Annotated in this window: 18 protein-coding genes; 11 read left to right on the top strand and 7 right to left on the bottom strand. The window is 71.3% G+C overall.

What is annotated here, in order from left to right; genetic code table 11:
- The first annotated feature begins 42 nt into the window (after window positions 1–42).
- The gene (locus HNR22_RS15425) at window positions 43–1,815 is read left to right on the top strand and encodes a molybdopterin-dependent oxidoreductase (protein WP_179780971.1); all 1,773 of its coding nucleotides are present in this window, start codon (window positions 43–45) and stop codon (window positions 1,813–1,815) included.
- A 349-nt stretch (window positions 1,816–2,164) separates the two neighbouring features.
- Here the strand turns inward: HNR22_RS15425 and HNR22_RS15420 are convergent, their stop codons facing one another.
- Both HNR22_RS15420 and HNR22_RS15415 read right to left on the bottom strand, forming a co-directional pair.
- Entirely contained in the window at window positions 2,165–2,725 is a 561-nt protein-coding gene (locus tag HNR22_RS15420; RefSeq protein ID WP_179780970.1) for a hypothetical protein, read from the bottom strand.
- Between the two features lie 833 nt (window positions 2,726–3,558).
- A complete protein-coding gene (locus HNR22_RS15415) occupies window positions 3,559–3,942 on the bottom strand; it encodes a WhiB family transcriptional regulator (protein ID WP_179780969.1) in 384 nt (127 codons plus the stop codon).
- A 253-nt stretch (window positions 3,943–4,195) separates the two neighbouring features.
- On the opposite strand from HNR22_RS15415, the gene HNR22_RS15410 reads away from it, so the two are divergent.
- Window positions 4,196–5,014, top strand: a complete 819-nt coding sequence (locus HNR22_RS15410) for a LuxR C-terminal-related transcriptional regulator (RefSeq protein WP_179780968.1) — start codon at window positions 4,196–4,198, stop codon at window positions 5,012–5,014.
- A gap of 177 nt (window positions 5,015–5,191) precedes the next feature.
- On the opposite strand, the gene HNR22_RS15405 is transcribed toward HNR22_RS15410, so the two are convergent.
- Window positions 5,192–5,611 (bottom strand): DUF5319 domain-containing protein, encoded by a 420-nt coding sequence (locus tag HNR22_RS15405; RefSeq protein ID WP_088950168.1) that lies wholly within the window; start codon window positions 5,609–5,611, stop codon window positions 5,192–5,194.
- Window positions 5,612–5,796: 185 nt separating this feature from the next.
- Here HNR22_RS15405 and guaB point away from each other — a divergent pair, with 185 nt between their 5' ends.
- Entirely contained in the window at window positions 5,797–7,359 is a 1,563-nt protein-coding gene (guaB, locus tag HNR22_RS15400; protein ID WP_179780967.1) for an IMP dehydrogenase, read from the top strand.
- 30 nt (window positions 7,360–7,389) lie between these two features.
- A complete protein-coding gene (locus HNR22_RS15395) occupies window positions 7,390–8,508 on the top strand; it encodes a GuaB3 family IMP dehydrogenase-related protein (RefSeq protein ID WP_179780966.1) in 1,119 nt (372 codons plus the stop codon).
- A gap of 72 nt (window positions 8,509–8,580) precedes the next feature.
- Here the strand turns inward: HNR22_RS15395 and HNR22_RS15390 are convergent, their stop codons facing one another.
- Window positions 8,581–9,690, bottom strand: a complete 1,110-nt coding sequence (locus HNR22_RS15390) for a sugar phosphate isomerase/epimerase family protein (RefSeq protein WP_099848583.1) — start codon at window positions 9,688–9,690, stop codon at window positions 8,581–8,583.
- Window positions 9,691–9,874: 184 nt separating this feature from the next.
- Here HNR22_RS15390 and HNR22_RS15385 point away from each other — a divergent pair, with 184 nt between their 5' ends.
- Window positions 9,875–11,296 carry a M1 family metallopeptidase gene (locus tag HNR22_RS15385; RefSeq protein ID WP_179780965.1) on the top strand — a complete coding sequence of 474 codons (1,422 nt, stop codon included), beginning with the start codon at window positions 9,875–9,877 and terminating at the stop codon, window positions 11,294–11,296.
- 107 nt (window positions 11,297–11,403) lie between these two features.
- Window positions 11,404–12,861: a M1 family metallopeptidase gene (locus HNR22_RS15380; RefSeq protein WP_179780964.1), complete on the top strand. Its 1,458-nt coding sequence runs from the start codon at window positions 11,404–11,406 to the stop codon at window positions 12,859–12,861.
- Window positions 12,862–12,867: 6 nt separating this feature from the next.
- Here HNR22_RS15380 and HNR22_RS15375 read toward each other — a convergent pair whose 3' ends face one another.
- The gene (locus HNR22_RS15375) at window positions 12,868–13,986 is read right to left on the bottom strand and encodes an LCP family protein (protein ID WP_179780963.1); all 1,119 of its coding nucleotides are present in this window, start codon (window positions 13,984–13,986) and stop codon (window positions 12,868–12,870) included.
- Window positions 13,987–14,131: 145 nt separating this feature from the next.
- Here HNR22_RS15375 and HNR22_RS15370 point away from each other — a divergent pair, with 145 nt between their 5' ends.
- Together HNR22_RS15370 and guaA are read left to right on the top strand one after the other, a co-directional pair.
- On the top strand, window positions 14,132–15,829 hold the full coding sequence (locus HNR22_RS15370; protein WP_179780962.1) for an FAD-dependent oxidoreductase: 1,698 nt from the start codon (window positions 14,132–14,134) through the stop codon (window positions 15,827–15,829).
- A 66-nt stretch (window positions 15,830–15,895) separates the two neighbouring features.
- Complete coding sequence (guaA, locus tag HNR22_RS15365; RefSeq protein WP_179780961.1) at window positions 15,896–17,452, top strand: glutamine-hydrolyzing GMP synthase; 1,557 nt, start codon at window positions 15,896–15,898, stop codon at window positions 17,450–17,452.
- 7 nt (window positions 17,453–17,459) lie between these two features.
- Here the strand turns inward: guaA and HNR22_RS15360 are convergent, their stop codons facing one another.
- Window positions 17,460–17,834 (bottom strand): PspC domain-containing protein, encoded by a 375-nt coding sequence (locus HNR22_RS15360; protein WP_179780960.1) that lies wholly within the window; start codon window positions 17,832–17,834, stop codon window positions 17,460–17,462.
- 143 nt (window positions 17,835–17,977) lie between these two features.
- Here HNR22_RS15360 and HNR22_RS15355 point away from each other — a divergent pair, with 143 nt between their 5' ends.
- From HNR22_RS15355 to HNR22_RS15345, 3 genes are all read left to right on the top strand, one after another.
- Window positions 17,978–18,928, top strand: coding sequence for an NUDIX hydrolase (locus HNR22_RS15355; RefSeq protein WP_099848569.1), 951 nt, complete (start codon window positions 17,978–17,980; stop codon window positions 18,926–18,928).
- Between the two features lie 970 nt (window positions 18,929–19,898).
- A complete protein-coding gene (locus HNR22_RS15350; RefSeq protein WP_425488058.1) occupies window positions 19,899–20,915 on the top strand; it encodes an NUDIX domain-containing protein in 1,017 nt (338 codons plus the stop codon).
- 346 nt (window positions 20,916–21,261) lie between these two features.
- On the top strand, window positions 21,262–22,200 hold the full coding sequence (locus HNR22_RS15345) for a CDP-alcohol phosphatidyltransferase family protein (RefSeq protein ID WP_179780958.1): 939 nt from the start codon (window positions 21,262–21,264) through the stop codon (window positions 22,198–22,200).
- Between the two features lie 105 nt (window positions 22,201–22,305).
- Here HNR22_RS15345 and HNR22_RS15340 read toward each other — a convergent pair whose 3' ends face one another.
- The gene (locus HNR22_RS15340) at window positions 22,306–23,559 is read right to left on the bottom strand and encodes a phosphatidylserine decarboxylase (RefSeq protein WP_179780957.1); all 1,254 of its coding nucleotides are present in this window, start codon (window positions 23,557–23,559) and stop codon (window positions 22,306–22,308) included.
- Window positions 23,560–23,709: the final 150 nt, after the last annotated feature.

Below are 23,709 nucleotides of genomic sequence, written 5' to 3'. Positions count from 1 at the left end.
CGTTGTTGGCGAGTGGACCGGATGATCGCGCACACTGGGCCGATGAGCACCACGTCGCGGCGCTACGCCGCGCTGGCCGGGATCACCGCCGCCGCCGTCGCGATCGGAATCGCCGAACCGGTGGCGGTCCTGACCGGCCCCCGGTCGGCACCGCTGGTCGCGGTCGGCGGGGTGGTCGTCGACGCCGTCCCCGAGTCGCTGAAGCAACTCGCCATCGACCTCTTCGGCACCGCCGACAAGATCGCGCTGCTGGTTGGTACGGGCCTGTTGCTGGGAGGGTTCGCGGCGCTGTTCGGTGTGCTGGCGGTCCGGCGGCTGGCATTCGGCCTGGCCGGCATCGCCGCGTTCGGCGTCATCGGCGTGGCCGCCGCGCTGACCCGTTCCGGTGCGGACGCCGCCGACGCACTGCCGTCGCTTGTCGGCGCCGGTCTCGGCGGCCTGGTGCTCTGGCTGTTCATCGCCGGCCCGTTCGAGCTGGACCCCTGGCCCTGGTCACCGCCCACTCCGATCGTGCCGCCGGCTGCGTCGGTGCCGCCCGCGGGTCCGGTGCCGCCCGCCGCGCCGGTGTCGCCTGCGGGTCCGGCGCTCGGGTCGCGGGCCGAGCCGCCCTCGGCGGCCTCGCCGACGCCGGAAGGCCTGCCGGTGCCGGTGACTCCCGCCGAGCCGGTGTCGCCTGCTGGCCCGGTGACGCCCGCCGCGCCGGTGGCTCCGGGCGGGCAATCCGCGACCGGGGCTGCAGAAGTCGACCCTGAGTCGCGGCGGCGGTTCCTCACCAGCAGCGGGGTGTTGCTCGGCACAGCCCTGGCGGCAGGTCTCGGTGGGCGCTGGCTGGCCGGTCGACGCGGGGTGTCCGCCGCTCGGGACGCGATCCGGCTGCCCGCGCCGGTCGCCCCCGCAGCTGCCGTACCCGCAGGCGCGGACCTCTCGCTGGCGCAACTCGCGCCGTACGTCACCTCGAACCTCGGGTTCTACCGGATCGACACCGCGCTGGTGGTGCCCCAGGTGGACCCGGACAGCTGGCGGCTGCGGATCCACGGGCGGGTCGGCACCGAGCGCACGTACACCTACGCCGACCTGCTGGCCCGGCCACTGGTCGAGCGGTACGTCACGTTGGCCTGCGTCTCCAACGAGGTGGGCGGAGATCTGATCGGCAACGCCCGCTGGCTCGGCGTACCCCTGCGGGAACTGCTCGACGAGGTCGAGCCGGACGCGGACGCCGACCAGGTCGTCGGCCGGTCCGTCGACGGCTGGACCTGCGGCACCCCCACCGCCGCGCTGCGCGACGGGCGGGACGCGCTGCTGGCGGTCGGCATGAACGGCGAGCCTCTGCCGGTCGAGCACGGCTTCCCGGTCCGGATGGTGGTGCCCGGCCTCTACGGGTACGTGTCGGCGTGCAAGTGGGTGACCGAGCTGGAGCTGACCCGGTTCGCCGACTTCGACGCGTACTGGGTGCCGCGCGGCTGGTCCGTCCAAGGACCGATCAAGACCCAGTCGAGGATCGACACGCCCCGGGGACGTAACCGGCTGACCACGGGGCCGGTGACCATCGCCGGCGTGGCGTGGGCGCAGCACCGGGGCATCCGCCAGGTCGAGGTACGCGTCGACGACGGCGAGTGGCAGCAGGCCGAGCTGGCCCCGGCCGTGTCGGTGGACACCTGGGTGCAGTGGTCCTGGCGCTGGGACGCCACGCCAGGCGAGCATCGGCTCCAGGTCCGGGCAACGGACGCGACCGGCGAAACCCAGACCGAGCGTACGCAGGATGTCGTCCCGGACGGTGCCACCGGCTGGCACACGGTCACCGTCACCGTCCGCTGATCCGGCGGTGCCGGGCGGTCCACGCCGGCTCCGGCGGTGCCGGACGGGTCCGCCCCGGCTCTGGCGGTGCCGGACGGGTCCGCCCCGGCTCCGGCAGTGCCGGGCGGTCCACGCCGGCCGGAACCCGTCGGCGCGCTGTCGGTCCGGCCCGGTGGGCAGTGTCGCGCCGGCCGTGTGAGCCCGACCGTGCAGATCTTGGACAGTTTCCGTTAGCGGCTGACGGAAACTGTCCAAGATCTACCGGGCGTGGTGACGGTGTCCTTGTGTTTGTGGGGGATATGCCGCTGGCCGGCACCCCGGGTGGGGGTGCCGGCCAGCGGTCGGGTCGTTCAGTGTGCCGTTCGGTGGGTCAGCTGTTCCAGTGCTGGGCGACCAGGTCGGTGGCCTGCTGCTCCCACTGCGCGTAGGCGTCCGGGTAGGCGGAGACCTGCACGGTCTGCGCGGCCTCGGTCAGCGGCATGTCCTGCCACCCGTCAACCTGCTTGAGACCCTTGAGGAACGCGGTCGTGGAGTACTCGGGGTCGGTGATCTGCTCCGGCGTACCCCAACCCGAACTCGGGCGCTGCTGGAACAGGCCCAGCGAGTCGTGGTCGTTGGCGTCGCCGAGGTGGCCCAGGTTCTCCAGCTTGGACTCCTGCAGGCTCGTGGCGATGGAGATGACCGCGGCGCGCTCGGGCAGGCCGGCCTTCTTCGTGGCGGCGATGATCGCCTTGACGTTCGCGGTCTGCTCATCATTGAGGGTGATGTGGGACTGGTCGCCCTGCGGCTTCGGGGCGGCCGACTGCACCGCTACCGCGACCGGCTTGGCATCCACGGGGTTGGCGTGGGCGGCGATCGGACCGGCGAAGACACCACCGGCGAACGCGAGACCAGCAACAGACAACATGCTCTTACGGAAGATCGTGTTCATGGGGGTAGCTCCTTCGGGGGTAGGAAACACCCGGCCACTGACGGGGGTCGGCGGCACAAGGGTGTGAGCACCTCGTCCGGCGCTGCATCAAACAAAGGGAAAGTTTGGGGAGGTCGGCACCGGCAAGCCGGGGGCTTGCGGGGGGCCGGGGTGGCGGGTGCTGCGAGCCGGGGGGCTCGGGCGCCGGGTTCATGTGTAACGACCGGGGGTCGGGGGTCATTCCCCGGTGGGCCCATCGCCGACATCCGCTCGTGTGAAGCGGTGCCGGGGTGTCTGGCGGTCGTTGCGGAAGTCTTCAACGATCCGGCCCGGGCCGGCATTCCAACCGGCTACCAGCGTTTCCAACCCTGGCGGGCCGGTGAGCCGGTGGTCCTGCGATCGTCAGGGTATGTAACGACCCCGCCCCGGCCATCATTCCGATCCACGGGTGCGACCGGTCACTGGCCAAAGGCCCCGAAGGCCTCGAACCTCGTGCCGCGGTCATCGGCGCCCTCGGCTTAACCCCTCAAACCGGACAAACCCCCCATGCGGCCGTGCGGTCGGCTCAGCCCGTTCGTTCTGGGCATGATCCACTCGGCTTTGCCGAAGTCGGGGTGTCCGAGGCGGTGGGATACCCCGACATCATTGAACCCGTGTCGATCATGCGGATTTTTGGCGAGACCGGGCGGGAGGCCGATCCGCCTAGGGTCGGGGATGTCGAGCCGCCCAGGGCCCCGACGGCGTCGAGCCGTCCAGGGCTCCGAGAGCGTCGAGTCGCCCAAGGGCCCCGGGGACGTCGAAACCGCGCCCCCGAACCAGGGACGCGGTTTCGCGGACGTCAGGTACGTGTCGGGTCAGGCGACGTTGCGTTGGACTGGGATGGCTGACTTGTGCGGGTGGCCCAGTCGGGCCTCCAGCCGTGCGACGTCGACCCGGGCGTGCCGGCGGTCTGCCAGGTCCTCCCAGCCGACGGCGAGCAGTCGCAGTCGTTCCGACTCGCTGAAGCCACCCCACACGCCGTACGGCTCACGGACCGACAGCGCGTGTGCGGCGCACTCGGCCCGGACCGGGCAGGCGCGACAGACCGACTTGGCGGCGGACTCGCGACGCAGTCGGGAGGAGCCGCGCTCGCCGTCCGGGTGGAAGAACTGGGCGCTGTCCCGCCCTCGGCAGGCACCGAGCCGTTGCCAGTCCCAGAGATCGACGATGGGTCCGGGCAGTCTACGTACGTTCGACATCAGCACCCCTCCTCCCGCGCGGCTCCGCGAGAATCCTTGTGGCCGGCATCCGGGCGGCGGGCCGCGCAGGCGCACCGTTCCCGGCCTGGACATCCCGGTACCCGGGCCGCAGCCGACTCACACGTGTGTGATCGAAAACGTCCTACAAATTGCGGCTTTTGCCCCATCTGTCGGAAAAGTTCAAAGGATTGCCGGGAACCCCCTCCCCAGCTGACCCCGTCATGGTCTGCTCGTTGGCGGAGAGGAGACCACAGTGCGTACCGTCCTTGTGTGCGTTCGGACACCACTCGCGGCCCAGCACCTTGCTTCTGCTGCCGCGCGGCTGGGGTTGTCAGCAATCGTTCGTACCGCAGTCTCCGATCCTGAGGTGATGCTGCGGCTGGCCGAGCGACCGGCCGACGTCGTGTTGGCCGACACGGCCCTCACCCGGCCGGACAGCGCCGGCTTCGTTCGTCGGGTCCTGGCCCGCGCGCCGCAGGCCGCGGTGCTGCTGCTCGGCACCGAGGAGTCCGAGGCGGCGGCGGCCACCATCAGCGCTGGTGCCCGAGGGCTCATTCAGAACGTCGACCACGATCTGACCAGCGCGGTGGCCAAGGCCCTCCTGCTGCTCACGGCACCCGGTCGGGCCTCCCGGCAGCGGATCACCGATCCGGCCCGGGATGCCGCGGCGGTGGGCGGTTCCGGTCGCTCCGGGCCGTCGCCGCGTGGCTCCGGCGAGCCCGGCTGGTCGGCCACGCCCGGCGAAGGGTCGGCGGGGATGCCGTCGGTGCCGGTGCAGCGGGGGGACGACGAGGCCGAGTCGGCGACCGGCGAGTCGTCGGCCGACCAGACCGATCCGGCCCGGCCCGCCGCGAACGCCCGGCCCACCCGGGCGTCGATCGGGCTCACCGAGCGGGAGCTTCAGGTGCTGCTCGGCATGGCCGAGGGTAAGAGCAACGCGGAGATCGGCCGGGAGTTGTTCGTCTCGGAAGACACGGTCAAGACGCACGCTCGCCGGTTGTTCCGCAAGCTTGGGGCCCGGGACCGGGCGCACGCGGTGGCAGCCGGCTTCCGCGCCGGGCTGGTCGCCTGAGGGAGGCGCCGCACGCCATCACCCCCGGCACACGCCGCGCCGCACGCCACTGTCATCGCGCCGCGCCGCGCCGCTAGCCACGGTCACCGCGCCGCTAGCCACGGTCACCGCGCCGCAAGCCGCGGTCACCGGCCCGCGCCGTACGACACCATCAAAAGGCGTCCACGCGCCCGGCCGTCACTGCGTTGCGGTCGGGGTGCCCGGCTCGTCCTCGGTGCCCTCGGTCAGGGTGTCGTGCACGCCGTCGGCGTAGCCACGGGCGTAGTCCCAGGTCACGTAGTGGTCCGGGTCGGGGTCGTACGCGGGCTCGTGCACCCGGGGCCGGCCCGAGTTGAGCAGGTGGCGCAGGTTGCCCCGGAGCAGGTCCCAGTCGAAGTAGTGCGGCTCTCGGCAGTCCTCGCATTCGATCACCAGGCCACGGACCCCGATCGGGGCGAGCAGGGCCTGGTAGATCTCCAGGTCGGCGAGGTCTTCCAGCACGTCCTGCCGCTCGACGTCGGTCAGCGGATCCGGCGTCGGGTCATCGCCCGGCTCATCCAGACCCGCGGTGGGATCGGCCGGGTCGCCATTGAACGGGTCGATGGGCTCGTCGTGCACCCCTTCACCGTAGACCCAACGCGGCGCGGCCGTCCGCCCCCGGGCCGTGCGCCGGGCCGGGCCGCCACAGACGGGTCGCCCAGGTCACTGGGTACGATGAGGCGACGTGCCGGCACCGTGGCGCGCTCCGGTGCCCGCCCGCGCCACCTCGCTGAAGCCCATCCGAGCAGCTCAGGGGAGCAATCGTGGAAAATTCGCCCAGCACCGATCTTCCGGCCGGCGTCGAGCACGCCGACCTGGGCGGCCACCTGCCCGAGCTGCCGGCAGGCTCCGCCCGGGTGGTTCCGCTCGGCCTCACCTTCGACGACGTGCTGCTCCAGCCGGGCGAGTCGGACGTGGTGCCCAGCCGGGTCAACACCCGGACGAAGCTCACCCGCAACGTCGAGTTGTCCATTCCGCTGCTCTCCAGCGCGATGGACACGGTGACCGAGGCCCGGATGGCGATCGCCATGGCCCGCCAGGGCGGCATCGGCGTGTTGCACCGCAACCTCTCGATGGAGGACCAGGCGCTCCAGGTCGACCTGGTCAAGCGCTCCGAGTCCGGCATGATCACCAATCCGGTGACCGCCAGCCCGAACGACACGCTGCGCGAGGTCGACGAGCTGTGCGGGCGTTACCGCATCTCCGGCGTCCCGGTGGTGGACGGCGACGGCCAGCTGGTCGGCATCGTCACCAACCGCGACATGCGTTTCGTCTCCGAGCCGGACACCCCGGTCCGCGAGATCATGACCCACACCCCGTTGATCACCGCCCGGGTGGGCGTGAGCAAGGACGACGCTCTCGCGCTGCTGCGCCAGCACAAGGTCGAGAAGCTGCCGATCGTCGACGAGTCGGGCCGGCTGCGTGGCCTGATCACCGTCAAGGACTTCACCAAGAGCGAGCAGTACCCGGACGCCAGCAAGGACGACGCCGGCCGCCTCCGGGTCGCCGCCGCCATCGGCGTCGGCGAGGACTCGTACAAGCGGGCCCGTGCCCTGGTCGACGCGGGCGTCGACGTGCTGATCGTGGACACCGCGCACGGTCACCAGCGGGCCGTGCTGGACATGGTCCGCCGGCTCAAGGCCGACGTCACGGTCGACATCATGGGCGGCAACGTGGCCACGTACGCCGGCGCGAAGGCGCTGGTCGACGCCGGCGCCGACGGCGTCAAGGTGGGCGTGGGTCCGGGCGCGATCTGCACCACCCGGATCGTCGCCGGGGTCGGCGTGCCGCAGGTGACCGCGATCATGGAGGCGGCCCGGGCTGCCCGCCCGGCGGGCGTGCCGGTGATCGGCGACGGTGGCATCCAATATTCCGGCGACATCGCCAAGGCCCTGGTGGCCGGTGCCGACACGGTGATGCTCGGCAGCCTGCTGGCCGGCTGCGAGGAGAGCCCCGGCGAGTTGATCTTCGTCAACGGCAAGCAGTTCAAGACCTACCGCGGGATGGGGTCGCTCGGCGCGATGCAGTCCCGGGGTCAGGCCAAGTCGTACAGCAAGGACCGCTACTTCCAGCAGGACGTGCTCAGCGACGACAAGCTGGTCCCGGAGGGCGTCGAGGGTCAGGTGCCCTACCGGGGGCCGCTCTCCCGGGTCGCCCACCAGCTGGTCGGCGGGTTGCGACTGGCCATGGGATACGCCGGTGCGGAGAACATCCCCGATCTGCACCGCCGGGGCCAGCTCATCCGGATCACCGCGGCCGGGCTGAAGGAGAGCCACCCGCACGACATCCAGATGACCGTCGAGGCGCCCAACTACCACACCCGCTGACCCACCACCCCCAACCACCTGGAGTCCCCCATGCGTGACGTGGTCGAGATCGGGCTGGGCAAGACCGCGCAGCGCGGCTACCACCTGGACGACATCGCCATCGTGCCGAGCCGCCGGACCAGGGACGTCGACGACGTTTCCACCTCCTGGCAGCTCGACGCGTACCCGTTCGGTATCCCGTGCGTCGGCCACCCCTCCGACGCCACCATGAGCCCTGCGTCGGCGGTGCGGCTCGGCCAGCTCGGCGGCCTCGGTGTGCTCAACGTCGAGGGGCTCTGGACCCGCTACGAGAACCCGACCAAGGTGCTGGAGGAGCTGGCCGGCCTCGACGAGGACGCCCGCGCCACCAAGAAGCTCCAGGAGGTGTACGCCGAGCCGATCCGCCCGGACCTGATCGCCGAGCGGGTTCGTGAGCTGCGCGCCGGTGGCGGCACCGTGGCGGTGCGGGTCTCCCCGCAGCACACCCTGGCGCTGGCTCCGGTGATCCTGGACGCCGGGGTGGACATCCTGGTCATCCAGGGCACCATCGTCTCGGCCGAGCACGTGTCGACCACCGACGAGCCGCTGAACCTCAAGGAGTTCATCGCCGACCTCGACCTGCCGGTGATCGTCGGCGGTTGCACAGACTACAAGACCGCTCTGCACCTGATGCGTACCGGCGCGGCCGGGGTCATCGTGGGCATCGGTGGCGACGAGTGGTCGACGACCGAGTCGGTGCTGGGGATCCGGGTGCCGATGGCCACCGCGATCGCGGATGCGGCGGCGGCCCGTCGCGACTACCTCGACGAGACCGGCGGCCGGTACGTGCACCTCATCGCCGACGGTGACATCCAGACCTCGGGTGACATCGCCAAGGCGCTCGGCTGTGGCGCGGATGCGGTAATGCTCGGCGAGCCGCTGTCGCTCTGCGAGGAGGCCCCCGCTGGTGGTGCCTGGTGGCACTCGGCGGCGAGTCACCCGTCGCTGCCTCGGGGCGCGTTCGAGGTTGCCGGTGAGCCGCTCGGGTCGATGGAGGAGCTGCTCTTCGGGCCGGCCGACGAGGCCGACGGCCAGCTCAACCTGTTCGGTGGGTTGCGTCGGGCGATGGCCAAGTGCGGCTACCGCGACCTGAAGGAGTTCCAGAAGGTCGGCCTGGTCCTCGACCGCTGACCCTTCTCTCAGACGCCGGAAGGCCGGCCCCGCGATGCTGCGGTGCCGGCCTTCGTCGCGTTCAGCCGGGAGTCACTTGTCCAGGTAGATGGTGAGGTCGGACATGTTGCGGTAGCTGGTGGCCGCGAAGTCCAGCGACTGGCCCTTGTTGTCGGCGCCGCCGGGGGCGGTGTCCATCTCCCAGTTGGCGTGGTGGAAGTTGCGCTCGCCGATGGTCTGGAAGAACTGCTGGAAGTTGAGGTCACCCTCGCCCAGCGGGGTCATCTGGTACCCGTTGGGAACGCTGGTGTCCCGGTCGCCATCCTTGGCGTGGAAGAGCGGGAACCGGGTGGTCCGGTCGGCCACGGTGAGGATCGGGTCGAACAGGTCGGTCACTTCCTGGCCGGCCGGGTTGACGTACTTCTGGTGCTTGTAGCGGGCCACGTAGGCCCAGTAGATGTCGAGCTCGAAGAAGACGTACCGCGGGTCGGTGATCTCGAAGAAGTACTCCAGCCGGCGGATGCCGGACGACCGGGTCTGCCGGCCCTGCGCGTCGCGCGGGCCGCGGTCGATCAGGAAGCTGTACGCGGCGTCGTGGTTGTGCGTGTACAGCCGCATGCCCCGGGCCCGGGCCTGCCGGCCCAGCTCGTTCCAGATGTCGGCGGCGGCATCCCACTCGGCCTTGTACGCGCTGCTGGTCGGGTCGCTGCCGGTGCCGATGTTCTTCATGCCGAGTTCCTCGGCGATGTCGAGCTGCTGCTGGAAGGTGGCCGGCTGGATCGAGGCGTGGGTGCCGTTGGCCACCAGACCGTTGTCGTCGAGGATCTTGCGGATCTCGGTGGGGGTGATCTGCCGGCCGAGGATCTCGGTGCTCTGGGTGTAGCCGGCGAACTCGATCTCCTTGTAACCGATCTCGGCGAGCCGGGCGAGGACGCGCTCGAAACCGTAGGGCACTCCACTGTCGTCGGGCGCGGCGGTGATCCGGTCGCGGACGCTGTAGAGGATGATGCCGCGGTTCTTCGCCGGGATCAGCGGCTCGACGCGCAGCTTGCTCTTGGGTTTGGCGAGCGCGGGGGTGCCGGTGGCGAGGACCGGCAGGCCGGCCGCTCCGATTGCGGCGGCTGCGCCGGCGGACGCGGCGAGCAGGGACCGACGGCTGAGTCGGCCGGTGGGGGTGGCGTCGGGTGCGGTGTGGTCTGGCATGGTTCCACCTTTCGCGACGGTGGTCGGAGATCGACACTAACGTCGGTCAAAGTCGAAAGAAAGTATCGATCGATGGCAACTTTTGTTTGATTCAACGAAAGTTACTGATGACCGTCAATACGGGCCGCGTCGCCGGCGGCGCTGACTACGCTCGTCCTGACCGGAGGTACCGCAGGGGGTGTGCATGGTCCGGACTGGACGGAGATCGGCCGGCAGTCGGTTGGCCGCCATCGCCGCCGCGTTGACCTGCGTCGTCGGACTGGCCACGACCGGTTGTACGGGCGACAGCGACGGTTTCCGCCCCGGTGCGGCCGACGCGGGCGACCCCTACGTGCCGGGGCGCGGCAACGGCGGCTACGACGTCTCGCACTACGACCTCGACGTCCGCTACGACCCGTCGACGGACCGGTTGACCGGTCGCGCCGTCATCACGGCCACGGCCACCCAGGACCTGTCCCGGTTCAACCTGGACCTGGCCGGCCTGACCGTCAGCGCGGTCACCGTGGCCGACGCACGAGCCGACCACCGGCGCGGCGACGGCGAGCTGGTGGTGACCCCGCGCGCCGGGCTTCCACGCGGTCGGCAGTTCACCGTGGCGGTCGACTACGCGGGTGTGCCCACGGCGGTGGACGACGGGTCGTTGGGCAGCGGGGGTTTCCTGCACACCGCCGACGGCGCGGTCGCGCTCGGCCAACCCGACTCGGCCGCCACCTGGTTCCCGGTCAACGACCACCCGTCGGACAAGGCCAGCTACGACCTGGCGGTGACCGTCCCGGACGGCCTGGCCGCACTGAGCAACGGGGTGCCCGGCCCGAAGAACAGCGCCGACGGCTGGACCACCTGGCACTGGTCGGAGCGAGCCCCGATGGCCAGTTACCTGAGCACCCTGGTGATCGGCGACTACCGGGTGGTGACCGGCACGCACGCCGGCCGGCCGATGGTCACGGCGGTGGCGGCGAGCCTGCCCGCGACCGGCGGCGCGGCCCGCTCGCTGGCCCGTACCGGTGCGATAGTCGATTTCCTGGCCAGCCGCTTCGGCCCGTACCCGTTCGACTCGTACGGCGGGATCGTGGTCGCCGACGACCGGATCGGGTACGCGCTGGAAACGCAGTCCCGCCCGGTCTACGGGCCTGCCTTCTTCACCGACGACCGGCCCAACCCGAGTGTGGTGGCGCACGAGCTGGCCCACCAGTGGTTCGGCGACAGTGTGTCGCTGACCAGGTGGAGCGACATCTGGCTCAACGAGGGCTTCGCCAGCTACGCGGAGTGGCTGTGGGAGGAGCACGACGGCGGCCGGACCGCGCAACGCAACTTCGAGCTCCAGTACGCGGCGACCGACTGGTCGCAGCCGTCGGTCGAGCCGGGCCGGGAGTCGATGTTCGGCACGGCCGTCTACAAGCGGGGGGCGCTCGCGGTGCACGCCCTGCGCCGGACCGTCGGTGACGACACGTTCTTCCGCATCCTGCGGACCTGGACGAGTGAGCGGGCGGCGGGCAACGCGACCACCTCGGACCTCGTCGCGCTGGCCGAGCGGGTGGCGGGTCGGCAGCTTCGACCCCTCTTCGACGCCTGGTTGGTGGGGGGATCAGCGCCCACACTGCCGTGACGGGGCCGTGATCGCCGGTCGATATGCTCCCGCCTGCGTACGACGGGGGACCGTCCGCGCGCGGAGCGGTGGACGCCGTCACCGCGACCGTACCGGGGAGGTTCGAGATGCGGGTGACGCGGCACGACCTGCGGGTGGGCGTCGGTCTGCTGGTGACCGGGGCGCTCGCACTGTCCGGATGCGACTCGTCGGCCCCGGAGGCGGCGTCGGCGCCGAGCGCGTCGCCCACCCCGTCACGGACGTTCACCGCCGGCGCCGAGGGGGTCGGGGACGCCTACTTCCCGACCTACGGCAACGGCGGCTACGACGTCGGGCGGTACACGGTCAAGGTGCGCTACGACCCGGCGAAGGACCGGTTGACCGGTACGACCACCGTGCAGGCCACCGCGACCACCGACCTGTCGACGTTCAACCTCGACCTGGCCGGCCTGACGGTCACCGCGGTCACCGTGGACGGCGCGCCGGCGACCCACGAGCGGAAGCGGAACGAGCTGGTGATCAAGCCGGCCTCCGGCCTGATCAACGGCAACGGGTTCGTCGCCGAGGTCACCTACGAGGGTGTGCCGAAGCCGCTGAAGAACGAGACGCTCGGTGAGGGCGGGTTCCTGCACACCCCGGACGGTGCCATCGCCCTGGGACAGCCCGAGTCGGCCAGCACCTGGTACCCGGTCAACGACCACCCGTCCGACAAGGCCGCGTACGACTTCGAGGTCACCGTGCCCGACGGTCTGACCGCGGTCAGCAACGGCGTGCCGGGCGGCAAGGCCAGCAAGGACGGCTGGACCACCTGGAAGTGGTCGGAGAAGTCGCCGATGGCGAGCTATCTGAGCACGTTGGTGATCGGCAAGTTCCGGATCACCACCGGCGAGCACAAGGGCCGCCCGGTCTACAACGCGGTCGCCACCAACGTGGCCAAGGGCGCAGCCGACACGTCGATCGCCCAGACCGTCAAGGTGGCCGACTACCTGGAGAGCGTGTTCGGGCCGTACCCGTTCGACGCGTACGGCGGTGTGGTGGTCACCGACAGCCGGATCTCGTACGCCCTGGAGACGCAGAGCCGCCCGGTCTACTCCGCCGGCTTCTTCCGGCAGGGCGAGAACACCGAGGTGGTCGCGCACGAGCTGGCGCACCAGTGGTTCGGTGACAGCGTCGCGCTGGCCAAGTGGGAGGACATCTGGCTCAACGAGGGCTTCGCGACGTACGCGGAGTGGCTCTGGGCCGAGCACACCAGGACGTACACGGCCAAGGAGGCGTTCGACAACCGGTACGCCCGGATGTCCGCGCAGGTGTGGAAGACGCCGCCGGGCAAGCCGGGTGCCAAGGACTTGTTCAGCGAGTCGGTCTACCAGCGTGGCGGGATGACCCTGCACGCCCTGCGGGTGGCAGTGGGCGACAAGGCGTTTTTCGAGATCGTCAAGACCTGGGCGGCGGAGAAGCGCAACGGCACCGCCACCACGGCCGAGTTCGTCGCCCTCGCCGAGCGCATCTCCGGCGAGCAGCTCGACGCGCTCTTCGACGCCTGGTTGTACGGCACGAAGAAGCCGGCCCTGCCCAAGCGGCTCTGAGCGGGGTCAGTTCCTGACGACCAGGGTGGGGTTGGCGGCGAGGTAGGCGTCGGCGCGGCCGGCGCGGAGTTCGGTGATGAACTTCCGGCCGACGGCGGTGAGCTGTTCGCCGCGGTAGGCGCTGCCCTTGCCGACGCCGGACCCGGGCAGGCCGACGAGCACGAACTTGTTGTCCGGCATTCCACCGAGGGCGTACGCGATGTCGACGATCCGCCGCCCACCCACGTAGATCAGCGTGTCACCCAGCGCCGCGACGACCTGGTCGACCCGCTCCGGTTGCCGGGCCAGACCCTCGTCCAGGATCTTGCTGGTCAGTGCCTTGATCAGTTGCTGCTGGTGACGCTGCCGGGCGTAGTCGCCGCCGGTGATGTAGCGCTGCCGCGCGTAGTCCAGTGCCTGCCAGCCGTTGAGGTGCTGCTCACCCTTCTCGTAGACCTGCTGCGGACCGGTGTAACCGCCCGGCACGCTCTCCCGGTACTTGCCGTCCGGTCGGCGGTGCATCGACTCGACCCGCTGGTCGACGTAGATGTCCACTCCGCCCAGCGCGTTGACCAGCTTGTCGAACCCGTTGAACGTGAGCACCGCGCCGGCGTCGATCCGCAACCCGGTGTACCCGGCGACCGTGCTGCGCAGCAGCTCGTACCCCTGGGCCGTGCTCGGCTCCTTGGGTTTGCCCGGCACCCGGCTGCCGAAGCTCATCGCGTGGGTGAGCTTGGTCTTGCCACCCTTGTAGCCGGCCTTCGGGAACGCCGGGATGTCCACCAGCAGGTCGCGGGGGAGCGAGAAGAGGTACGCCTGGCCCAACCCCTTCGGCACGTGCAGCACCAACACGGCGTCCGAGTGCGGTTCCCATCCGGGCACGCTGACCCGGGTGTCCACACCGACCAGCAGCAGGTTGAGCGGGCCGGTGATGTCGGCGCCCGGCGGTGGGCCGCTGGGGCTCGGGGTGGGCGTCGCGATCGGCGTCGGCGTCGGCGAACCGGCCACCGGAGCGCCACCCGGTTTGTTGTCGCTGGTCAGCCGGGTGATCACCACCGTGCCGGCCGCGATCAGCGCGACGGCGGCGAGGGCCGTCAACCCCAGCAGCAACCACCGTCGGCGCGGCGCCATCGACCCGAGGATCATCTGAAATTCCCTCCACCCGTCTGGTGAACAACGCTCCGACGGGTGCTCCGGGTTGCGGCCGGAAGGCGCCGGGTCGGTCGGCCGGAGCATGATCGCGCAAAAACGGGCGCTAGCGCGAGCGCTACTCGCGAGTAATGATGCATCCATGCGGTATGACGTGGTCGTCATCGGGTCCGGCTTCGGCGGCAGCGTCACCGCGCTCCGGCTGGCCGAAAAGGGCTATTCCGTCGCTGTGCTGGAAGCCGGCCGGCGCTTCGCCGACGACGAGTTCCCGCAGACGTCCTGGCGCGCCCGCCGGTTCCTGTGGGCGCCGAAGCTGGGCTGCTACGGCATCCAGCGGATCACCCTGCTCCGCCCGGCCGCGAAGCGCTCCGGCGGTGGTGTGCTGGTGCTCTCCGGAGCCGGGGTGGGTGGCGGCTCACTGGTCTACGCGAACACCCTCTACGAGCCGCTGCCGGCCTTCTACACGGACCCGCAGTGGCGGGACATCACCGACTGGCGCGACGAGTTGACCCGCCACTACGACCAGGCGAAGCGGATGCTCGGCGTCACCACGTACCCGGTGAACACCGGCGCGGACCGGGCCATGCGGGCGGTGGCCGAGCGGATGGGGGTGGGGCACACCTTCCACGCCACCCCGGTGGGCGTGCACATCGGCCGCCCCGGCGAGCGGGTCGCCGACCCCTACTTCGGCGGCGCCGGTCCTGAGCGCACCGGCTGCTCGCACTGCGGCGGGTGCATGACCGGCTGCCGGCACGGGGCGAAGAACACCCTGGTCAAGAACTATCTCTGGCTCGCCGAGCGGCTGGGCGCCATCGTGCACCCGCTGACCACGGTGACCGCCGTCAAACCCGCCGCGGAGGGCGGGTACGAGGTGCACACCGTCCGCACCGGCGCCTGGGTGCGTCACCGTCGCCAGGTGATCCACGCCGACCAGGTGGTGTTCGCCGCCGGAGCGCTCGGCACCCAACGGCTGCTGCACGCCATGAAGGACGACGGCGTGCTGCCCGGGCTCTCGCCCCGCCTGGGCGAGCTGACCCGGACCAACTCGGAGGCGATCCTGGGTGCCTCGGTGGCACGCCAGCAGGCCCGGGCCGAAGGGCTGGACTTCACCGACGGCGTGGCGATCACCAGCTCGTTCCACCCCGACCCGCAGACCCACATCGAACCGGTCCGCTACGGGCGCGGCTCCAACGCGATGGGGCTGCTCCAGTCGCTGCTGGTCGACGGCGGCCCCCACCGGGTACGCCGCTGGCTGGGCAGCATCGCGCGCCAGCCACGGCTGGCCGTCCGGATGCTGTCCGTGCGCGGCTGGTCGGAGCGGACGGTGATCGCCCTGGTGATGCAGTCGGTGGACAACTCACTGACCACCCGGTGGCGGCGCGGCTTGTTCGGTCGTCGACTGGTCACCGGCCCGGGCCACGGCACCCCGAGCCCGACCTGGATCCCGGCCGGCAACACCGCGGCCCGACTGCTCGCCGACGAGATCGGCGGGACCCCCGGCGGCTCCCTCACCGAGCCGTTCGACATCCCGGTGACCGCGCACATCCTCGGCGGGGCGGCCATCGGCGCCACCCCGGCCGACGGGGTGGTCGACCCCTGGCACCGGGTGTACGGGCACCCCGGGCTGCACGTCGTCGACGGCGCGGCGGTCTCGGCCAACCTCGGCGTGAACCCGTCGTTGACGATCACCGCGCAGGCGGAACGGGCGATGTCCTTCTGGCCCAACCGGGGCGAGGAGGACCCCCGCCCGACGCTCGGGTCCCCGTACCGCCGGCTGGCACCCGTACCCCCGCACCACCCGGCGGTGCCGACGGACGCCCCGGGCGCGCTGCGGCCCTGAGGCCGGCGGGCGTGGTGGGCGAGCCCGTGCCAGACGCGTCCGTGACTGTCGGTAGGATTTGCGCACATGAGCCTGCCTCGCCCCGTCCTCGTGGTGGACTTCGGAGCCCAGTACGCCCAGCTCATCGCGCGCCGGGTCCGTGAGGCGAAGGTCTACTCCGAGATCGTGCCGCACTCGATGCCGATCGCCGAGATGCTGGCGAAGAACCCCGCCGCGATCATCCTCTCCGGTGGCCCCGCCAGCGTCTACGCACCGGACGCACCGCAGATCGACGCGGGCGTGTTCAGCGCCGACGTGCCGGTCTTCGGCATCTGCTACGGCTTCCAGGCGATGGCCCAGGCGCTCGGCGGCACTGTCGCGAAGACCGGCAACCGCGAGTACGGCGGCACGCCGCTTCGCCCCCGCCTGCTCGAACCCGGTGTGCTGCTGCGCGACCTCCCGGCGGACCTGCCCGTCTGGATGAGCCACGGTGACGCCGTCACCGAGGCGCCCGCGGGCTTCACGGTGACCGCCGAGTCGGCGGGCGCGCCGGTCGCCGCTTTCGAGGACGTGGCCGGCCGGCGTGCCGGCGTGCAGTTCCACCCGGAGGTCGGGCACACCGCGCACGGCCAGGAGATGCTGACCCGCTTCCTGTACGACATCGCCGGCATCGAGCCGACCTGGACGCCCGAGAACATCATCGACGAGCAGGTTGCCCGGATCCGCGCCCAGGTCGGCGACAAGGAGGTCATCTGCGGCCTGTCCGGCGGGGTGGACTCCGCGGTCGCCGCCGCGCTGGTGCACAAGGCGGTCGGTGACCAGCTCACCTGCGTCTTCGTCGACCACGGTCTGCTGCGCGCCGGTGAAGCCGAGCAGGTCGAGAAGGACTACGTCGCCGCCACCGGCATCAAGCTGAAGGTGGTCGACGCCACCGAACGGTTCCTCGGCGCGCTGGCCGACGTGACCGACCCGGAGCAGAAGCGCAAGATCATTGGCCGGGAGTTCATCCGGGTCTTCGAGGCCGCCGCCCGCGAGATCGCGTCGCACGGCGACGTCGAGTTCCTCGTCCAGGGCACCCTCTACCCCGATGTGGTGGAGTCTGGCGGCGGCACCGGCACCGCCAACATCAAGAGCCACCACAACGTCGGCGGTCTGCCCGAGGACCTGAAGTTCGCCCTGGTCGAGCCGCTGCGCACCCTCTTCAAAGACGAGGTCCGGGCGCTCGGCCTCCAGTTGGGCCTGCCCGAGGCGATGGTCTGGCGGCACCCGTTCCCCGGCCCCGGCCTGGCCATCCGGATCATCGGCGCGGTCAACCAGGAGCGCCTCGACCTGCTCCGCGAGGCCGACCTGATCGCCCGCGAGGAGCTGACCGCCGCCGGCCTGGACCGGGGCGTCTGGCAGTTCCCGGTGGTGCTGCTCGCCGACGTCCGCAGCGTCGGTGTGCAGGGAGACGGGCGCAGTTACGGGCACCCCGTGGTGCTGCGCCCCGTCTCCAGCGAGGACGCCATGACCGCTGACTGGTCACGACTGCCCTACGAGGTGGTTGCCCGGATCTCCACCCGGATCACCAACGAGGTGGCTGAGGTGAACCGAGTGGTCCTGGACGTGACCAGCAAGCCGCCGGGCACCATCGAGTGGGAGTAGGCGCCGGTCAGGCAGCCGGCGGCGTGTTGAACGGGGTCGTCGGCGGGTAGGGCGGCGTCGGGGCGTACCCCTGTTGCGGACCGCCGGGCGCGGGCCTGGCGGTGGGCTGCGGCGTGGCGGTGGGCTGCGGCGCGGTGCCCGCCGGGTGCGGCCAGGCCGGCGCGCCGGTGGGCTCCTCCGGCATCAGAAACCACATGATCGGGTACGCGAACAGCGCCAGCCCGCCGGTGAGCAGGCCGCTGACCGCGAAGAGCACCCGGACCAGAGTGGGATCGATGGCGAAGTAGCGGCCGACGCCGCTGGCGACACCCGCGACCATGCGGTCGGTGGTGGGTCGCCGGAGCTGCTTGTACGGGGCGTGGGGAGCGGTGGTCGATGTCATGACCCCACTGTCCGCGCTGGCGGCCGGCCCGCCCTCGGTGACCGCCCGGATCCTTACCCTGACCGATCCCTGATCGGTGTCAGACAGTCAGGAATCCGACTCTTTTCCGTTCCGGTAACCAGGCGCGGGGAGAATTTGGTCCCGTGACCACCTTGCTGGAGCCGCTCCGCAGGATCGCGGCATACGCAGTTTGTGCTGATTCAAGAGGCCGAGTCTTGCTGGTCCGCGCATCGGAGCGCTCCGGCACCCCCGGCACGTGGTCGCTGCCTGGCGGGGCGGTCGACCACGGCGAGGACCCGAACCACACGGTCGTCCGGGAAACCGCCGCCGAGACCGGCCTCTCGGTCGCCGTCTCCGGCCTGGCCGACGTGCTCGCCGACATGCGCGCACTGCCGGACCGCGGCATCACCATCCACACCGACCGGTTGATCTACCGGGTGGCGGTGCGTGGCGGCACACTGGCCGACCGGGTCGGCGAGCGCCCCACCGACCTGGCCCGCTGGTACACGCTCGACGAGGCGCGCGAGCTGCCCCTGCGCTCGTTCACCGCACGCGCCCTCGGGCTGCCCGCCTCCTCGGCCGACGTGGTGCCCGACGAGGCGCCCGAGTTCCCCTCGTTCTACGCGGTGCCCGGCCCGGACGGGCTGCACCGGGCGCAGCGCTTCGCCGCGTACGCCGTCTGCACCGACCCGGCCGGCCGGGTGCTGCTCACCCGGGTCTCCGACGGCTACCCCGGCGCCGGCTGCTGGCACCTGCCCGGTGGCGGCACCGACTACGGCGAGCAGCCCGGAGCGGCCCTCATCCGCGAACTGGTCGAGGAGACCGGGCAGACCGGCCGCCTGGTCGAGCTTCTCGGAGTGGCCAGCCACCGCGACGCCGCGTCACTCGGTCCCGAGGGCTACCCGATCGACTGGCACGGGGTGCGCGCCTTCTACCGCGTCGTCGTCGACCAACCCAACCCGCTGACCGTGGCCGACGTGGGCGGCTCCACCTGTGAGGCCCGCTGGTTCGGGCGCGAGGAGTTGGGCGCTCTCCCCACCCACCACCTCACCGAGGTGACCGCCGAAGCAGTCCAAGCCGCCCAACTCACCTGACCGCTGGTCAGCCGGCCCTCTTTCTGGCGCCGCTGTGGCCTGCGGTGATGCTGGTTCCGCTGGTCTCGCGCCAGGCCCGTGAGTATCCGCGCTGCCTGGCGTCCGGGTGTGCCCGTTGCGTGCGGTCGTCCGGTCCGCGCTTGTGGGGTCGTGCGGTCTTGCGCTCGTGGGGTCGTGCGGTCGAGGGGTCGTGGGCTCGTGCGGTCGTGGGCTCGTTGGGTCGTTGGGTCGTGGGGTCTTACGGTCGTGCGGTCGTGTGGTCGTCCGGTCGTGCGCTCGTGGGGTTTACGGTCGTGGGGTCGTGAGGTCGTGCGGTCGTGCGGTCGTGCGCGCTTCGCGGGCCGATCGGGTGTGGACACCCGGCAATCCCACGGCGAAGTGCTGCGGCCGAATGATCGACTCGCTTTCATTGAAGTCGCGGTATCCCCAGCACCAGGACACCCCGATTTCCGCAAAACCGAGTCGATCATCGCCCGCGCGGCCTTGTAGCAGCGCGGCGATTCATCACAGCACGGACACATCGGGGCAGAAGGGGCGGCCGTCAGGTAAGGGGCCGGTCCTACCGAGCTGAGGCGGTTAGAAGTCAGCCCGGCACGGACGGTCGGCGCCACTGGTTGGCCCGGCGGCGGTGCCCGCCCGTGACAGTACGGGCACCGCTGGCGCAGGCCCTGCCGGTCCGGTCCTGTCGGTCCGCGCGGCGCTGGTCCGGTCCTGTCGGTCCGCGCGGCGCTGGTCCGGTCCTGTCGGTCCGCGCCGCGCTGGTCCGGTCCTGTCGTGCCCCTCCACCCCTCCTACCCGCCTCGCCCCCGTTGATCATGAAGTTATTGTCAGGACACGCCGAGATGGACGGCTATAACTTCATGATCGGCGGGTGGGTTCCGGGGTGGGTTTTGTGGGCGGGCGGGAGTGGGCTGGGATGGGGTTCTTGCGGCGGGTTGGGGTTTACGGGGTTTTGTGGGACGGGGATCGGGTGCTGGTGGTTCGGGACGGGGTCGAGGGTGAGTTTCCGGGGGTGTGGCGGCTGCCAGGAGGTGCTGTCGCGCATGCTGAGCATCCCGAGCGTGCCGTGGTTCGGGCGGTCGCCGAGCAGGCCGGGCTGACCGTTGCAGCGGGTCGACTGCGTGCAGTGGTCGCGGACGTGACCAGTCATCCGGAGGGCGTCTCGCTGCACACCGACCGGCTGTTCTTCGAGTTGACTCAGCGTGTCGGCAGGTTGGAGGGAGGCTCGCCGGGCGGCGGCTCGCCGGGCGGCGGCTCGCCGGGCGGCGGCTTGCGGGGCGACACTTCGCTGGGTGACCACAGTGCGCTGGGCGCCGGGCCGGTGGCTGACGCCTCGACGGGCGACGGTCCGAGGGCTGACGGCTCGCTGGGTGACGGGCCGGCCGCTGACGCCGGTGGTGGGTTGGTTGATCGCGTTGCTTGGCTCACCCTGGCCGAGGCGGCGGGGTTGTCGCTGACACCGTTCACCGCCGAAATGCTCGGCCTGCCGGTCACGCCGCTGCCGCCCGGGACGCACCGGCCGGATCAGTCGTTTCCGCCGCCGCACCCCGACCGCCGGCTGCGCTTCGGGGCGTACGGGCTGGTGACCGATCCGGCCGGGCGGATCCTGCTCACGCAGATCGCGGACGGCTATCCGGGGGCTGGCTTGTGGCACCTGCCCGGTGGGGGTACCGATCACGGTGAGCAGCCCACCACCGGGTTGCTCCGGGAGCTGGTCGAGGAGGGTGGTCAGCTCGGCCGGGTGGTGGAGCTTCTCGGGGTGGACAATCTGCACAACCCTGCCGCACTCGGCCCGGAGGGTCGGCCGTTGGACTGGCACGGCGTACGGGTGATTTATCGGGTGCTGGTGGACGTACCTACCGATGCGGTGGTCACCGAATCCGCAGGGGGCTCGACGGCGAGGGCCGGGTGGTTCACCCGTGCCGAAGCTGTTGAGCTGCCGTTGAGCAACATCGCTGCGCTGGCAATCGGACAGAGTGGCCGATAGCACGCCGCTCAGTGAGCCGAAATGGTGGCCCTCCGGTACAGTCAAAGGCGGGAATGATGGAGGAAACGGGCGATGAAGCCCGGGATGGGAACAAGCGAGCGGTTCGAGCGGTTTAAGCCAGATACAAGTACCGCCGGCAGCTATCGCCAAGCCATGTTCCCCTATGCGATGGTGTACTCCGCAAAACGGCTGCCGGGCCACGCAAGGTCCGGCACGAGACAGCCGGACACCCGCCCCCACGGCGGTCAGCCGATCCGGTGATGGAGGAAACGTGCCGAGAGCCCCATGGCGCCGGCGTCGTACTACTGACAGTCCGCGCCCCGCAGGGCGTCGCTGGGCGGGCAGGTTGCGCCGCAGCAGCACGTTCGCCCGCCAGGTGCTGCTGGTCCGGGTCGGTCGTCGTGACGACGACCTGCACGCGACCGACCTGGCTCCGACCGAGCACCGGTACGCCGACCGGCAGCGCCGTCGTTACGGCCTGGACCGGCTCAGCCGGCCGGCTGTCAACGTCGGTCGGGCGGAGATCGAGGCGGTGATGCCGGTCAGCCCGGCGATGCCGCCGATGGTGTACGCCGACGAGGCGTCCGCCGGGACGATCCCGCTGCTTCCCGGCGAGCGCACCATCGCCCGTCGGATGAAGTTCGGCCTGGTCAACGCCTGCACGCTCGCCAGCCTGATGCTCGGCATGCTGGCCATCTTCCTGGCCATGCAGGGCGAGGTGCGCATCGCGGCGCTCTGCCTGATCGCCTGCGTCGCCTTCGATGGTCTGGACGGCGCACTGGCCCGCCGACTCGGGGTGGCCAGCCCGTTCGGCGCGCAGATGGACTCGCTCGCCGACATGTGCTCGTTCGGTCTCGCCGCGCCGGTCGTGGTCTACGCCTCGCTCGCCGGCTCCGTCTCCACCGCCGCGGCGGCGGTGGCGTGCGCTCTGGTCGCGGCCTGTGCCGCGATTCGACTGGCCCGCTTCAACGTCTCGCCCAAGGACGGCCGCTTCTTCTGCGGCGTGCCGACCACGATGGCGGCGGCGGTGCTCGCCCTGACCGTGGCGATCGGCCTGCCGGTGCCCGGGGCCGTGCTGGTCGCCGGGGTGGCGCTGCTGGCCTTCGCGATGGTTTCGAGCTTCCCGTACGCCAAGCTCGCCCGCCTGGTGAAGCTGCCCCCGTGGCTCTGGCTGGCTCCGGTGATCGGCGCGCTGGTCGACATCCGGATCACGTTCGCGCTGATCGTGGTGGGCTACCTGGTCAGCGGGCCGGTGCTCTGGCTGCGGCAGCGTCGCACCGCCTGAGCACAGCACGTCGCACCACCTGAGAGCACAGCACGCCGTACGGCTTGATTGCAGCAACGAGAACGGGGCGCCGCGGACAGCGGCGCCCCGTTCCTCGTTGGTGGGTCAGCGCCAGCGGGCGATGACCGTGGAACCGCCGACGACCTTGTCGCCCGGCCCGACCAGCGGGTCCGCGGCATCGGCCGGCAGGTAGACGTCGGTCCGGGAGCCGAACCGGATCAGCCCGAAGCGCTCGCCCCTGGCCAGCAGCGCGCCGATGGGCGCGCGCTGCACGATCCGGCGGGCGATCAGCCCGGTGCGCTGCGCGACCACCACCGTGCCGCGAGCGGTGTCCAGCACGGTGTACGCCGCCACGTTGTGCTCGGCGTCCGGCTTCATCGCGTTGACGAAGCCGCCGTCGGCGACGAAGTAGTCCACCACCTTGCCGGCGACCGGGGCCCGGTTGACGTGCACGTCCAGCACCGACAGGAAGACCGCGACCCGGAGCCACTCGCCGTCGCCGAAACGCTCGTCGTGCAGCCGCTGCACCGACAGGACCTTGCCGTCCGCGCTGGCGACCACGGCGCTCGGGTCTTCCGGCACGTCCCGCTCCGGGTCGCGGAAGAACGCGGCAACCGGCCCGGCGGCCAGCGCCGGCAGCAGCCAGAGCTTGGACGACGGACGCGCCACCCGGGCCAGCGCCGCGAGGCCCAGCGCGATGCCCGCCGCGGCCACGCCGTTGGAGTCGATGTGCATGCCGCGGGTCAGCGGCACGCTCGACGGGCGGTGCGCGGGGGCCAACCTGTCGGCCGTGGCCGGGCTGGCCGGGGTGAACCGCAGCCGGTAGACCCGCACCGGTGGAGAGTTGCGCAGCACCAGGTCGGCGCCGACCCCGTAGAGGGCGTCCTGTCGAGCCAGCTCGGTGGCCGCGCCGGTGGTCCGGCCCGGCATGGCGATCGTCGCCACGCTCAACACCGCGCCGTCGGAAAGGTATTTGGCCAGGCCCTCGATGCCGCTGCGGGTCTCCTCGGCGGTGCCGGCGAACACCTCGCCGGCGATGACGACCCCGGCGGGCTCGGCCTCGGCCAGCGAGTCGACGACGCTCACCCGGTCGGCGACCCAGCGACCCTGGGCGGTGATGTGCTCGCGGAGCGCGGCAGCGCCGAACGGCTCGGCGGGCACCGCGGTGAGCCGGTCACCGGGGAGCAGCGCGTCGATCGCCGCGGCCAGCACCGCGGACTCCGGGCTCGCCCCGACCAGCAGGGCGGCCTTGGGATCGTTGATCCGGGCCAGCTCGGTGACGAGCGTACGGGCGGCTCGCTCGCCGATGCGGACCGGACCGGACCGGCCGGTGGTACGCACGGCGGGGGACTGGGTCATGTCGGGCGGGCTCCTGACGGGGTAGAGACGGGAATCGCGGCGGGACCGCCATGGCGGAACGGGCCGGCCGGCGGAGGCGAGATCTCCACCGGCCAGCATATGCGTCCGTTCGCGTCAGCCGTACCGCCGTAGCGGTGGAGTAGGCCGATG

Origin of the sequence: Micromonospora jinlongensis (assembly GCF_013410645.1) — a bacterium.
GTDB lineage: Bacteria > Actinomycetota > Actinomycetes > Mycobacteriales > Micromonosporaceae > Micromonospora > Micromonospora zamorensis.
This window is presented reverse-complemented; position numbering and strand designations above follow the sequence as displayed.

What these genes read in the sequence shown, in the direction of transcription:
- HNR22_RS15425 (WP_179780971.1), top strand. Translation starts at nt 43, where the DNA reads ATGAGCACCACGTCGCGGCGCTACGCCGCGCTGGCCGGGATCACCGCC.
- HNR22_RS15420 (WP_179780970.1), bottom strand. Translation starts at nt 2,725, where the DNA reads ATGAACACGATCTTCCGTAAGAGCATGTTGTCTGTTGCTGGTCTCGCG.
- HNR22_RS15415 (WP_179780969.1), bottom strand. Translation starts at nt 3,942, where the DNA reads ATGTCGAACGTACGTAGACTGCCCGGACCCATCGTCGATCTCTGGGAC.
- HNR22_RS15395 (WP_179780966.1), top strand. Translation starts at nt 7,390, where the DNA reads ATGCGTGACGTGGTCGAGATCGGGCTGGGCAAGACCGCGCAGCGCGGC.
- HNR22_RS15390 (WP_099848583.1), bottom strand. Translation starts at nt 9,690, where the DNA reads ATGCCAGACCACACCGCACCCGACGCCACCCCCACCGGCCGACTCAGC.
- HNR22_RS15385 (WP_179780965.1), top strand. Translation starts at nt 9,875, where the DNA reads ATGGTCCGGACTGGACGGAGATCGGCCGGCAGTCGGTTGGCCGCCATC.
- HNR22_RS15380 (WP_179780964.1), top strand. Translation starts at nt 11,404, where the DNA reads ATGCGGGTGACGCGGCACGACCTGCGGGTGGGCGTCGGTCTGCTGGTG.
- HNR22_RS15375 (WP_179780963.1), bottom strand. Translation starts at nt 13,986, where the DNA reads ATGATCCTCGGGTCGATGGCGCCGCGCCGACGGTGGTTGCTGCTGGGG.
- HNR22_RS15370 (WP_179780962.1), top strand. Translation starts at nt 14,132, where the DNA reads ATGCGGTATGACGTGGTCGTCATCGGGTCCGGCTTCGGCGGCAGCGTC.
- guaA (WP_179780961.1), top strand. Translation starts at nt 15,896, where the DNA reads ATGAGCCTGCCTCGCCCCGTCCTCGTGGTGGACTTCGGAGCCCAGTAC.
- HNR22_RS15360 (WP_179780960.1), bottom strand. Translation starts at nt 17,834, where the DNA reads ATGACATCGACCACCGCTCCCCACGCCCCGTACAAGCAGCTCCGGCGA.
- HNR22_RS15340 (WP_179780957.1), bottom strand. Translation starts at nt 23,559, where the DNA reads ATGACCCAGTCCCCCGCCGTGCGTACCACCGGCCGGTCCGGTCCGGTC.